At 46.1% G+C, this 13028-nt stretch carries 9 protein-coding genes; 8 read left to right on the forward strand and 1 reads right to left on the reverse strand.

Annotation, left to right across the window (positions count from 1 at the left end):
• Positions 1 to 95 precede the first annotated feature (95 nt).
• The gene (gene rpsT / locus KQI91_RS07420) at positions 96 to 359 is read right to left on the reverse strand and encodes a 30S ribosomal protein S20 (protein ID WP_022213351.1); all 264 of its coding nucleotides are present in this window, start codon (positions 357 to 359) and stop codon (positions 96 to 98) included.
• A gap of 304 nt (positions 360 to 663) precedes the next feature.
• On the opposite strand from rpsT, the gene gpr reads away from it, so the two are divergent.
• The 8 genes from gpr to recD2 all read left to right on the forward strand — a co-directional run bounded on the left by gpr (position 664) and on the right by recD2 (position 13017).
• A complete protein-coding gene (gene gpr, locus KQI91_RS07425) occupies positions 664 to 1572 on the forward strand; it encodes a GPR endopeptidase (protein ID WP_216392212.1) in 909 nt (302 codons plus the stop codon).
• A gap of 104 nt (positions 1573 to 1676) precedes the next feature.
• Positions 1677 to 2945 (forward strand): stage II sporulation protein P, encoded by a 1269-nt coding sequence (locus KQI91_RS07430; RefSeq protein ID WP_330654483.1) that lies wholly within the window; start codon positions 1677 to 1679, stop codon positions 2943 to 2945.
• A gap of 279 nt (positions 2946 to 3224) precedes the next feature.
• Positions 3225 to 5033, forward strand: coding sequence for a translation elongation factor 4 (lepA, locus tag KQI91_RS07435; protein ID WP_216392213.1), 1809 nt, complete (start codon positions 3225 to 3227; stop codon positions 5031 to 5033).
• A gap of 98 nt (positions 5034 to 5131) precedes the next feature.
• Positions 5132 to 5590 (forward strand): hypothetical protein, encoded by a 459-nt coding sequence (locus KQI91_RS07440; RefSeq protein ID WP_216392214.1) that lies wholly within the window; start codon positions 5132 to 5134, stop codon positions 5588 to 5590.
• Positions 5562 to 6722, forward strand: coding sequence for a radical SAM family heme chaperone HemW (gene hemW / locus KQI91_RS07445; protein ID WP_216392293.1), 1161 nt, complete (start codon positions 5562 to 5564; stop codon positions 6720 to 6722). Before KQI91_RS07440 ends, hemW begins: the two co-directional genes overlap by 29 nt.
• Before the next feature lie 15 nt (positions 6723 to 6737).
• Complete coding sequence (uvrA, locus tag KQI91_RS07450) at positions 6738 to 9578, forward strand: excinuclease ABC subunit UvrA (protein WP_216392215.1); 2841 nt, start codon at positions 6738 to 6740, stop codon at positions 9576 to 9578.
• Between the two features lie 112 nt (positions 9579 to 9690).
• Positions 9691 to 10680, forward strand: coding sequence for a rod shape-determining protein (locus tag KQI91_RS07455; RefSeq protein ID WP_216392216.1), 990 nt, complete (start codon positions 9691 to 9693; stop codon positions 10678 to 10680).
• A gap of 108 nt (positions 10681 to 10788) precedes the next feature.
• Positions 10789 to 13017: an SF1B family DNA helicase RecD2 gene (gene recD2, locus KQI91_RS07460; protein WP_216392217.1), complete on the forward strand. Its 2229-nt coding sequence runs from the start codon at positions 10789 to 10791 to the stop codon at positions 13015 to 13017.
• The last annotated feature ends 11 nt before the right edge of the window (positions 13018 to 13028 follow it).

The following is a 13028-nucleotide window of genomic DNA, read 5'->3' on the forward strand; positions in this document are numbered from 1 at the left end:
TAGGAGAAAATAAAGACAAGAAAAAAGACAGTCACTGACGGTTGTGACTGTCTTTTTAATTATAAGCTTATAATTAAAAAAGTATATTTCCTGAATTAGCCAATGCTGTTGACAGCTTTAGACAGACGGGAAATTTTTCTGGCACAGTTGTTTTTGTGATAAACACCTTTAGATGTTGCTTTGCTGATTGTAGAGATAGCCTCTGTAAGAGCAGCCTGTGCAGCAGCTTTATCGTTTTTCTGAACTGCAGTTTCTACTTTCTTGATGGAAGTTTTAACAGCAGAACGGATAGATTTGTTTCTAGCAGCTTTAGTTCTGTTTACTAAAATTCTTTTCTTAGCAGATTTGATGTTAGCCAATGTGGTACACCTCCATTTCAGATTTTATTTAATGTGTCGTTGTTACAGAAACAGACACGGGCGCTTCTGTAAACATGCTTATATATGATAGTATATTTATTTTTGATTGTCAATAGTAAAATGCAGAAATGTCGAAAATTATTCATTGATTATTCGGATGGCAGGAAATCTTTTGTATCCTGTATCTTCCATACATAATCTCTTTTTAAATGGCAGAGATTAATAGTAAAGATTCACCTTATTTCAGATGGAGAAAATGTGATTTTCTAATGTAGAGAAAAGTACAAAATCAGGAGGATACAGAATGGCTGGCAGCAGAAGAATTCGGACGGACCTTGCACTGGAAACGACAGAACGCTTTGCGGAGGAGAATACGGAGATCCGTGGTGTGGAAGTGCATGAGGATTACGATGAGGAAAAAGAGGTAAAAACTACCGTTGTAAAGATTGTCACAGAAAACGGAGCAAAGTCGATGGGAAGGCCACAGGGAACGTATATTACGATTGAATCGCCGAATCTGTCGGAGCCGGATGAAGATTACCACAGAGAAATATCAGAAGAGATCTCGCATCATCTGAGAAAGCTGATCGATCTGCGAAAAGAAAAATCTATTCTTGTAGTCGGGCTTGGAAACTCCGCAATCACCGCCGATGCACTGGGACCGCATGTGGTGGAAAATCTCAGGATGACCCGGCATATCATAAGGGAATACGGACTTCGTGGAATCAGCCATGAGAAGATGCACCGAATCAGCGGAATCGTGCCGGGTGTAATGGCACAGACAGGTATGGAGACGGCAGAGATCATTCAGGGTGTGGTGTCAGAAACAAAGCCGGATGTGGTGATCGCAATTGATGCGCTGGCGGCGAGAAGTGTCCGCAGGCTGAACCGGACGATACAGATCACAGATACGGGAATACACCCCGGTTCCGGTGTGGGAAATCACAGAAATGGACTGACAGAGGAAAATCTGCAGGTAAAAGTGATCGGAATCGGAGTTCCAACTGTAGTGGATGCGGCGACGATCGTGCATGATTCTATGGCACATTTACTGGATGCCCTGGAAGAGGCGGAGCAGAAAGAGTTTCTGGATGAAATGATCGCTCCAAATCTTTACAGTATGTTTGTGACACCGAAGGATGTGGATGAGACAGTGAAGTATTTAAGCTTTACGATATCTGAAGGGTTGAATATTGCGTTCAGTGAAGTCTGACAGGAGAGTACAAAAGGCGAGTATGCATCTCTGGAGAGGTGCCCTGTGATGGGAATAATCCGGGAAAATTTATCATAGGATATTTTGAAAGGGGTGATCCTGTGGTGAAATTCCGGAAAACATTGTATCTGGTTGCGGAAGGATGTATACTTGCGGCATTGTCTGCGGCAGCAGGAATTCTTGTGCTGCATGAAAATGTATTTCGTCAGCTTCCGCTGTATTGTTTTCTGGAAGAAAAGGCAGAGGAGCGTGCCGCAGGACAAGACCAGGAAACCTACGAAAAGCTGAAAGAGAGCAATGCCCGTTATCTTGGCAGAATGGTCGTGAATGAAAATAAAAAAGCAGAGGACAAGCAGGAAAATACAGAGGACGGGCAGAAGGCAGGAAAAAGTGTGGCACAGGATAAAATCACACCGACAGCAAAACCGGAGAATACTGTAACTCCGGCTGAAAAGAAGGGAGAAAAAGACTCAGATACCACAGAAAAGTCCTCAAATACAGAAAAGCAGGCAGAGACTCAAAAAGATACAGACGAAGAAATTCATGGGGAAGAGGAAGTTGCCACGGCAGCGGCACAGGTGCAGCCTATGCCCGAAATCGACCTCGCACCGGAGACGCTTGCGGATTATGATTATCTGATGAATCATTTTTTTATTCTGGATTCCAATACGGAAACCAGTGCACAACAGTTGAATGCGGCAACATTGCTGGGAGAGGATCTGACGATTCCAAAGGAAGAAAAGGAACCGCAGATTCTGATCTATCACAGTCATTCGCAGGAAACTTTTGCTGATTCCAGAGCCGGAAAAACGGAAGACACGATAGTTGGAGTGGGGGATTATCTGACACAGCTTCTGACAGAGAACTATGGATATCAGGTCATGCATGTGACGGAGGCGTTTGATCTGGCGGGAGGGGAACTGGATCGGAGCAAAGCATATGATTATGCAAGGGAGTGGCTGGAGCCTGTACTGGAAGAACATCCTTCTGTACAGGTGCTGATCGATCTGCACCGGGATGGTGTACCGGAGGACCGGCATCTTGTCACACAGATCAACGGAAAGCCAACTGCACAGATCATGTTTTATAATGGGCTGAGTCATACGATAAACAGTGGGGATCTTTCCTATCTGCCAAATCCGTACATACAGGATAATCTGGCATTTTCTTTTCAGCTCGAATACCAGGCGGCATTGTATTATCCGGAACTGTATCGGGGAATTTATCTGGCAGGACTCCGTTATAATCTGCATCTGCGCCCACGTGCCCTTCTCCTTGAGGCAGGTGCCCAGACCAATACCGTGCAGGAGGTAAAAAATGCGATGGAACCATTCGCGGATATCCTGAACCGGGTGCTGCAGGGGGAGGGATAAAATGTGCGATTCTTGGCCTGTCAGAAAATGAAAGGAACGTGTTGGTTTAAAAATTAACACTTGCAATTTAGAACATATGTTTGTATAATGAAAAATATCAATTACCGAAGCAGGTGTGAACAGCTGGCAGAGGAGTGTTTGCTGAAAATATCCTTTTACAAGAGCTGGACTAAAGACAAAAAGCTATGCTATAATGCCTCGTAGTATGATTTTTTGTACTTTATAATAAGAAACATTTTCTGACAAATAGAGCTGAATACGTAAGGAGGATTCCGCAGAATGATAGACCAGAGCAAAATCCGTAATTTCTGCATTATTGCACATATAGACCATGGTAAGTCCACACTGGCTGACCGTATTATTGAAAAGACCGGTACACTGACAGAGCGTGAAATGCAGTCTCAGGTACTGGATAACATGGATCTGGAGCGTGAGCGTGGTATTACGATCAAATCACAGGCAGTGCGAATCGTATACAAAGCAAACGACGGAGAAGAATATATTTTTAACCTGATCGATACACCTGGACATGTCGATTTTAACTATGAAGTATCCAGGAGTCTGGCTGCCTGTGATGGTGCGATCCTGGTTGTGGATGCGGCACAGGGAATTGAGGCGCAGACACTTGCCAATGTATATCTGGCACTGGATCATGATCTGGATGTTCTTCCGGTTATCAACAAGATCGATCTGCCGAGTGCAGAGCCGGATCGAGTTGTCAATGAGATTGAGGATGTGATCGGTCTGGAGGCACACGATGCACCGAGGATTTCAGCTAAGACAGGCCTCAATATCGAGGAAGTGCTGGAGCAGATCGTTACAAAGATTCCGGCACCGCAGGGAGACGTGGATGCACCGCTGAAGGCATTGATTTTTGACTCTATTTATGATGCTTACAAAGGCGTCATTGTTTTCTGCCGTGTTATGGATGGCCGTGTCAGGAAGGGTACGCAGATCCGTATGATGGCAACAGGATTTACGACAGAAGTTGTAGAGGTTGGATACTTTGGAGCAGGACAGTTTATCCCATGTGATGAACTGACTGCCGGTATGGTTGGTTACATTACGGCAAGTATCAAGAATCTTGGAGACACAAGAGTCGGTGATACCGTTACTGATAATGAAAGACCTTGTGCAGAAGCACTTCCGGGATATAAGAAGGTTCAGCCAATGGTTTACTGCGGATTGTATCCGGCAGATGGTGCCAGATACGGCGATCTTCGAGATGCACTTGAGAAACTGCAGTTGAATGACGCTTCTCTGTTCTTTGAGCCGGAGACATCTATTGCACTTGGATTTGGTTTCCGCTGCGGTTTTCTTGGACTTCTGCATCTGGAGATCATTCAGGAACGTCTGGAAAGAGAATATAATCTTGATCTGGTAACGACTGCACCGGGTGTTGTTTACAAGGTTTACAAGACAAATGGCGAAGTGATCGAGCTGACGAATCCGTCCAACCTTCCGGATCCTTCTGAGATTGAATATATGGAAGAGCCGATGGTGAATGCGGAGATCATGGTGACAACGGAATTTATCGGTGCGATCATGGATCTTTGCCAGGAGCGCCGTGGCCAGTACAATGGGATGGAATATATGGAAGAAACAAGAGCACTTCTGAAATATAAACTTCCTTTGAATGAGATTATCTACGATTTTTTTGATGCGTTGAAGTCCCGTTCCAGAGGTTATGCATCTCTGGATTATGAACTCTGTGGTTACGAACGCAGTGAGCTGGTCAAACTGGATATTCTTGTTAATAAAGAAGAAGTCGATGCGCTTTCCTTTATCGTGCATGCAGATACAGCTTATGAGCGTGGACGTAAGATGTGCGAGAAGCTTAAGGAAGAAATTCCGAGACAGCTCTTCGAGATCCCGATTCAGGCGGCGATCGGCAGCAAGATCATTGCCCGTGAGACAGTAAGAGCTATGCGTAAAGATGTCCTTGCAAAATGTTACGGTGGTGATATTTCCCGTAAGAAGAAACTTCTTGAGAAACAGAAGGAAGGTAAGAAACGTATGCGTCAGGTCGGAAATGTAGAGATTCCGCAGAAGGCATTTATGAGCGTATTGAAACTGGATGACAAATAATTGAGAATTATGATCATGCAGATAATGAGGCACGATCATATAAACATGGAAGATATATTGCCGTGAATCGTGATTATTTACAGAAGGGAGGCAGGACCATGAAAAGAGGACCTGCAAAAATAGCGAAATATATTGCAGTGGGAAGTATGCTGATACTCTGCGTCAGCGTGGCAGGATGTGGACAGAAAAATACAGATCCTGCTTCGGAGCAGGTGCTGAAGATCAGTATTACGCCGGAACCATCACCGACACCGGCACCGGATACAGTGGATGTATCTGCGGTGACGGCAAATGGAGACATCAGTATGGTGAATCTGTATGTGGCAGAAAATCCGTCAGCAGCGGCTGGAAGTACAGCTACTGCAAATTCCGGAGAAACAGATACATCGACTTCTGATTCTTCTGAAGATACATCGGATTCTGCAGAGGATCAGAACTATGATGAATCTGACGAAGCAGACAGCCAGAGCTATGATGAGTCTGAGGATGAAAGTTATGACGATGGTTCGGATGAACAGTACGATTCCTATGACGAGGATACATACGGTGAAGAATGAGAAACGTACACCATTGGAACTGTATATCCATGTGCCATTCTGTGTGCAGAAATGCCAGTATTGTGATTTCCTTTCCGGTCCGTCAGACCGGGAAACAAGAGACAGATATATAGAAGCTCTGCTTGCTGAGATACAGGCAGTGCAGGGGGCTGAAGCGTATGAGATCGTTTCTGTTTTCATTGGAGGAGGAACTCCTTCCGTACTGGAAGCAGAAGCGATTGCTTCTGTTATGGAAGCCGTTCGGGACAGATTTGTATTTTCGGCAGAGGCAGAGATAACGATCGAGGCGAACCCGGGCACGGTAGATCCGAAGAAACTTCGAGGATACCGAAGTGCAGGAATCAATCGGCTGAGTTTGGGGCTACAGTCTACAGATCCGGCGGAACTGAGGATGCTTGGCAGGATTCACACATATGAAGAGTTTCTGCAGAGTTATCGACAGGCACGAGAAGCTGGCTTTGATAATATTAATATAGATATGATGTTTGCGATTCCCGGACAGACCGGGGAAGCGTGGAGAGCACATCTCAGTCAGGTGGCAGAGCTGAAACCGGAGCATATTTCCGCATACAGTCTGATCATTGAAGAGGGGACTCCGTTTGCAGAACGTGAACTGGATCTTCCGGATGAGGATACAGAGTATCAGATGTATGAAGATACGGCGGCGGTTCTTGCAGAGTATGGATACCACCAGTATGAGATATCCAATTATGCCAGAGAGGGATATGCATGCAGGCATAATATTGGTTACTGGAAACGCACAGAATATCTGGGACTTGGACTGGGAGCTTCCTCTCTTTACAGGGGAGAACGATTTTCGAATACAAGAGACATGCAGGAGTATCTGGGATTTTCAGCGGATGCAGAGCGAATCCGTAAGGAGGTCATGAAGCTTTCACGTAATGATCAGATAGAAGAATTTATGTATCTGGGACTTCGTATGACGGAGGGGATTTCGGAGAAACAATTTGAACAGAACTTTGGCGAGCAACTTGAGAATATTTACGGACCGGTTCTGCAAAAATATAAAGAGATCGGTTTTCTGGAAAAATCGGGGGATCACTGGAGATTTACAAGAAAAGGAATTCATGTGAGCAATCACATTCTGGCAGAGTTTCTGCTGGAGGAATGATAGAAGGAGAGAAAGATGTCTGAACGAACAACAGGAAAAAAGTTTATTAAGATCCGGGGAGCAAATGTCAACAATCTTAAGAATCTGAGTGTGGACATTCCGAGGGATGAATTTGTGGTTCTGACAGGAGTCAGTGGCTCAGGAAAGTCTTCTCTGGCATTTGATACGATCTATGCAGAGGGACAGAGACGATATATGGAATCTTTGTCATCTTATGCGAGACAGTTCCTGGGGCAGATGGAAAAGCCGGATGTGGAGTCCATCGAGGGGCTGCCACCGGCAATTTCCATTGACCAGAAATCTACCAACCGAAATCCTCGATCGACTGTTGGGACGGTCACGGAGATATATGATTATTTCAGACTTCTTTACGCCCGAATCGGCATTCCACATTGCCCGAAGTGTGGTAAAGAGATTAAGAAGCAGACAGTTGATCAGATGGCCGATCATATCATGGCACTTCCGGAGAGAACGAAGCTTCAGCTTCTGGCACCGGTAGTCCGTGGACGCAAGGGTACGCATGCCAAGCTTCTGGAACAGGCAAAACGCAGCGGGTATGTGCGTGTACAGATTGATGGTAATCTTTATGAGCTGTCCGAAGAGATCAAACTGGACAAAAATATCAAGCACAACATCGAGATCATCGTAGACCGTCTGGTTGTCAAACCAGGAATCGAAAAAAGACTTTCAGACTCCATAGAGACTGTACTGGATCTTTCGGAGGGGCTGCTCATGGTAGATACGATGGATGGTAATGTCAGGACATTCAGTCAGAGCTTTGCCTGCCCGGATTGTCAGATCAGTATTGATGAGATCGAGCCGAGAAGCTTTTCTTTCAATAATCCGTTTGGTGCATGTCCGGATTGTTTTGGTCTGGGATACAAAATGGAATTTGATGTAGATCTGATGATTCCGGACAAATCTCTCAGTATTTCTCAGGGAGCAATCGTGGTGATGGGCTGGCAGTCCTGTACGGACAAGGGCAGCTTTACCAGGGCAATTCTGGATGCTCTTGCAAAGGAATATAAATTCAGTCTGGATACGCCGTTTCAGGATTATCCGGATGAGGTCAAAAATGTCCTGATTCACGGGACGAATGGTCGTGCAGTCAAAGTATATTACAAGGGACAGCGTGGAGAGGGCGTTTACGATGTGGCATTTCCAGGCCTGATCAAGAATGTGGAGCAGAGATATCGTGAGACCGGTTCTGATGCGATGAAACAGGAATACGAAACGTTTATGCGCATCACACCGTGTAAAACCTGTAAAGGTCAGCGACTGAAAAAAGAATCTCTGGCAGTGACGGTCGGAGACCGCAATATTTATGAGGTGACTTCTCTTTCTATCGAAAATCTCAGGAAATTTATGGGTGAGCTGCAGCTTACAGAACAGCAGGAGCTGATTGGAAAGCAGATTCTCAAAGAAATCCGTGCGAGAGTAGGTTTCCTTTCAGAAGTTGGCCTGGATTATCTGTCTCTGAGCCGTGCAACAGCGACGCTCTCAGGCGGAGAGGCGCAGCGAATCCGTCTGGCGACACAGATTGGTTCCGGTCTGGTCGGAGTCGCTTATATTCTGGATGAACCGAGTATCGGACTTCATCAGAGAGATAATGACAAACTGCTCCGGGCACTGATGCGCCTTCGTGATCTGGGAAATACGCTGATCGTAGTGGAACATGACGAGGATACGATGCGTGCAGCGGACTGTGTTGTGGATATCGGACCTGGCGCAGGCGAACACGGTGGAGAACTGGTTGAGATCGGTACGGCAGAGACTCTGATGCAGAATGAAAGATCCATTACTGGCGCTTATCTGAGCGGAAGATGCAAAATTCCGGTACCGGCAGAACGAAAGAAACCGACCGGCTGGCTCAAGATCCGTGGAGCTGCGGAAAATAATCTGAAACAGGTAAATGTCGATGTGCCACTTGGCATCATGACGGCTGTAACCGGTGTCAGTGGATCCGGTAAGAGTTCCCTGATCAATGAAGTCCTGTATAAAACGCTTGCGAGAGACCTCAACAGGGCAAGGGTGATTCCCGGAAAGCACAGAGAAATTCTGGGGCTGGAACAGCTGGACAAGGTCATCAGTATTGATCAGTCACCGATCGGACGTACGCCGCGTTCCAATCCGGCAACTTATACGGGCGTGTTTGATCAGATACGAGATCTGTTTGCTTCTACTGCAGATGCAAAGGCACGTGGCTACAAAAAGGGACGTTTCAGTTTTAATGTCAAAGGCGGACGCTGTGAGGCCTGCAGTGGTGATGGTATCATCAAGATTGAGATGCATTTTCTGGCGGATGTCTATGTGCCGTGTGAAGTCTGCAAGGGTAAGCGTTATAACAGGGAAACACTGGAAGTGAAATATAAGGACAAGAGTATTTACGATGTGCTGAATATGACAGTAGAAGAAGCTCTGACTTTCTTTGAAAATATTCCTTCTATTAAGAGAAAGATTCAGACACTGTATGATGTGGGACTTTCTTATATCCGCCTTGGACAGCCGTCTACGGAGCTGTCCGGTGGAGAAGCACAGCGAATAAAACTGGCGACAGAACTCAGCAAACGCAGTACAGGACGTACGATCTACATTTTGGATGAGCCGACGACAGGGCTGCATTTTGCAGATGTGCACAAGCTGGTGGAAATCCTGCAGCGTCTGACAGATGGCGGCAATACGGTCGTTGTCATCGAACATAATCTGGATGTGATCAAGACCGCAGACTATATTATTGACATGGGACCTGAGGGCGGTGAACGCGGCGGCACGATGATCGCTGCCGGGACACCGGAAGAGATTGCGAAGTGTCCACAGTCTTATACGGGCCAGTATGTAGCGAAATACCTCAAATAAAAGGGACGAAACAGGGGCTTTTCATTTGATGGAAAGTTGTTTATAATAATCGTGATTATAAGAGCAGAAAATAGCTGCAAGATTTTTCAGAAATGGTACGGAAGGAGCTTTTATGGCTGCAAATGATATAGGAATAGATCTTGGAACGACGAACAGTCTGGTATATGCTTCCGGGAAGGGACTGGTGCTCAGAGAACCGTCTGTGGTCGTATACGATAAAGATACAGAAAAAATCAAAGCGATCGGTGAAGAAGCGCGACAGATGTCCGGACATGTTTCTTCCAATATGGAAGTTATTTATCCGATACGCCAGGGCGTGATCACAGATTTTGTTGTTATGGAAAAAATGCTGAAATACTTTATTTCCAAGGCAATGGGAAGACGTGCATTCCGTAAGCCTCGTATCAGTATCTGTGTTCCAAGCGGAATTACAGAGATTGAACGTAAGGCAGTGGAAGAGGCGACTTATCAGGCTGGAGCACGTGAGGTTTTTCTGGTTGAAGAACCTATTGCAGCTGCTATAGGAGCCGGTGTGGATGTGACAAAACCATTTGGAAATCTGATTGTGGATATTGGCGGAGGAACAACAGATATTGCGGTGATTTCCGTAGGCGGGGTCGTGGTTTCGTCGACCATAAAGGTAGCAGGAGATGTGTTTGATCAGGCGATCATGAGCTATATTCGAAGAGCACACAGCCTGTTTATCGGTTCAGATATGGCAGAAACGATAAAAGTCAGGATCGGAACAGCAATTGAAGAAGCTAATCCGCAGGTTATGGAAGTAAAGGGAAGAAATGTGCTTACCGGACTGCCAAAGAAAGTCAGGCTGACCTCTGAGGAAATCCGTGTGGCTGTCAAAGATGCGACCAACCAGATCGTGGAGGCCGTTCATGGGGTGCTGGAAAAGACACCTCCGGAACTGGCAGCAGATATTGTTGACAGAGGAATTGTTCTGGCAGGTGGCGGAGCATTGCTCAGAGGGATGGATACGCTGATCGAACAGAGAACAGGAGTCAATACACTGACTGTGCAGGATGCCATGAATGTTGTCGCGGTAGGAACCGGCAAATATGCAGAGATCATGGCGAGAATGGATGCATAAGATCAGGAAAAGCCAGGATTATTTATGAGAAAGATCATAGATATCCTGGTTTTGTTGTTTTGCAGGATGACAGGATGATGTCTGAGAAACAGGCGGAAAGAGGAAAGAATGAGCGAAAGTATAACAGGGTATATTGACCATGTTATTTTCAGAAATGAAGATAATGGTTATACAGTTATGGTATTAAAGGGAGTAGAAGATGATGAGGAACTGACTTGTGTTGGAACGTTTCCGGTGATCACACAGGGAGCATCCGTAGAAGCGGAGGGGCGTTTTATCCAGCATCCGGTGTACGGCAAACAGTTTCAGGCAGACAGACTGACTGAAAAAATGCCAGAGGATGCACTGGCGATGGAGCGTTATCTTGGATCCGGTGCGATCAAAGGAATCGGAGCTGCGCTGGCGGGCAGGATCGTCCGGCATTTTGGGGAGGATACTCTGCGGATCGTGGAAGAGGAACCCGAGAGACTGGCAGAAATCAAGGGAATCAGTGAAAAAAAGGCAAGAGAAATTGCCATGCAGATATCTGAAAAGGCAGATATGCGTAAAGCGATGATGTTTTTACAGAAATATGGAATTTCGTTGAATCTGGGAGCAAAGATTTATCAGAAATATGGAGATTCTGTATACAGTGTCCTGCAGGAAAATCCATATCGTCTGGCAGATGACATCAGTGGTGTCGGATTTAAGATCGCAGATGAGATCGCATATCGCATCGGTATACATACAGATTCAGATTACAGAATAAAAAGCGGCATGGTTTATACTCTTCTCCAGGCAACCGGAGAGGGACACACGTATCTGCCCAAAGATGAACTTTTTCAGAGGGCTTCCGATCTTCTTGGCGTGGATGCTTCTTATATGGAAAAGCATCTGGTTGATCTGGCGATGGAGCGTAAGATCATTCAGAAAGAACAGGAAGATCAGATTCTGATCTATCCGACACAGTACTATTATCTGGAACTGAATACGGCACGTATGCTTCGTGAGCTGGATATTTTCTGTCCGGAAGATGAAGCCATGATCGAGAGGCGTCTGGTGCAGATTGAGAAAGAAACAGGTACTGTACTGGATGAGATGCAGAAAAAAGCGGTCCGGGAAGCGGCAGGACATGGTCTGCTGGTACTGACAGGTGGTCCGGGAACCGGAAAAACGACCACGATCAATGCAATCATCCGTTTCTTTGAAGGGGAAGGTGCAGAACTTCGTCTTGCAGCACCGACCGGACGCGCTGCGAAACGCATGACGGAAGCGACTGGCTATGAAGCACAGACGATTCATCGTTTGCTGGAACTTAGTGGTATGCCGGAGGATGACAGGGAAGGGCAGCCGATCCATTTCGAAAGGAATGCGGAGAATCCTCTGGAGGCAGATGTGATCATCATTGATGAGATGTCCATGGTAGATATTCATCTGATGCATTCCCTTCTGATGGCAGTTACGGCGGGAACCAGGCTGATTCTGGTCGGTGACGAAAACCAGCTTCCGAGTGTGGGACCGGGAAATGTACTGCGTGATATTATACGGAGCGGGCAATTTCCGGTAGTAGAACTGAAGAAAATCTTCCGTCAGGCATCGGAAAGTGACATTGTCGTAAACGCACATAAGATCAATGAAGGAGAGCAGGTCGTACTGAATAACAAAAGCCGTGATTTCTTTTTCCTGAAGCGTTATGATGCAGACATCATCATTCGTGTCGTGATCGCGCTGATTCAGGAGAAACTTCCGAAATATGTGGAGGCGAAGCCATTTGAGATTCAGGTGCTGACACCTATGCGAAAAGGACTTCTCGGTGTGGATCGTCTGAATCAGATCCTGCAGCGTTATCTGAACCCGCCGGATGCATCAAAAAAAGAAAAAGAACTGGGACAGGGACTTTTCCGGGAAGGCGACAAAGTAATGCAGGTGCGGAATAATTATCAGCTTGAATGGGAAATCCGAGGCAGATATGGCATTCCGATCGAAAAAGGCGTCGGCGTATTCAACGGAGATACCGGAATCATCAAGACGATCAATGAATTTGCCGAGACGGCAGAAGTAGAATTCGAAGATGGACGATGGGCAGAGTATTCGTTTAAACAGCTGGAAGAACTGGAACTTGCTTATGCGGTAACAATCCACAAATCACAGGGATCGGAGTATCCGGCAGTCATTATTCCGCTTCTTTCCGGCCCGAGGATGCTGATGAACCGTAATCTGCTTTATACTGCAGTCACAAGGGCGAGAAAGTGTGTGACGGTTGTGGGAAGTGAGGAAACTTTCCGCGAAATGATCAGAAATGAAAAACAACAGAGAAGATACAGTTCTCTTGATCGGAGAATACTGGAAACAGAATAGCAAAGAGAGCG

It is taken from the genome of Blautia sp. MSJ-19 (assembly GCF_018918125.1).
Taxonomy (GTDB): Bacteria; Bacillota; Clostridia; order Lachnospirales; family Lachnospiraceae; genus Blautia_A.

Excerpts from the sequence above, each read along its gene's own strand:
- gpr (WP_216392212.1), top strand. The coding sequence starts at position 664 with ATGGCTGGCAGCAGAAGAATTCGGACGGACCTTGCACTGGAAACGACA.
- lepA (WP_216392213.1), top strand. The coding sequence starts at position 3,225 with ATGATAGACCAGAGCAAAATCCGTAATTTCTGCATTATTGCACATATA.
- KQI91_RS07440 (WP_216392214.1), top strand. The coding sequence starts at position 5,132 with ATGAAAAGAGGACCTGCAAAAATAGCGAAATATATTGCAGTGGGAAGT.
- hemW (WP_216392293.1), top strand. The coding sequence starts at position 5,562 with ATGACGAGGATACATACGGTGAAGAATGAGAAACGTACACCATTGGAA.
- uvrA (WP_216392215.1), top strand. The coding sequence starts at position 6,738 with ATGTCTGAACGAACAACAGGAAAAAAGTTTATTAAGATCCGGGGAGCA.
- KQI91_RS07455 (WP_216392216.1), top strand. The coding sequence starts at position 9,691 with ATGGCTGCAAATGATATAGGAATAGATCTTGGAACGACGAACAGTCTG.
- recD2 (WP_216392217.1), top strand. The coding sequence starts at position 10,789 with ATGAGCGAAAGTATAACAGGGTATATTGACCATGTTATTTTCAGAAAT.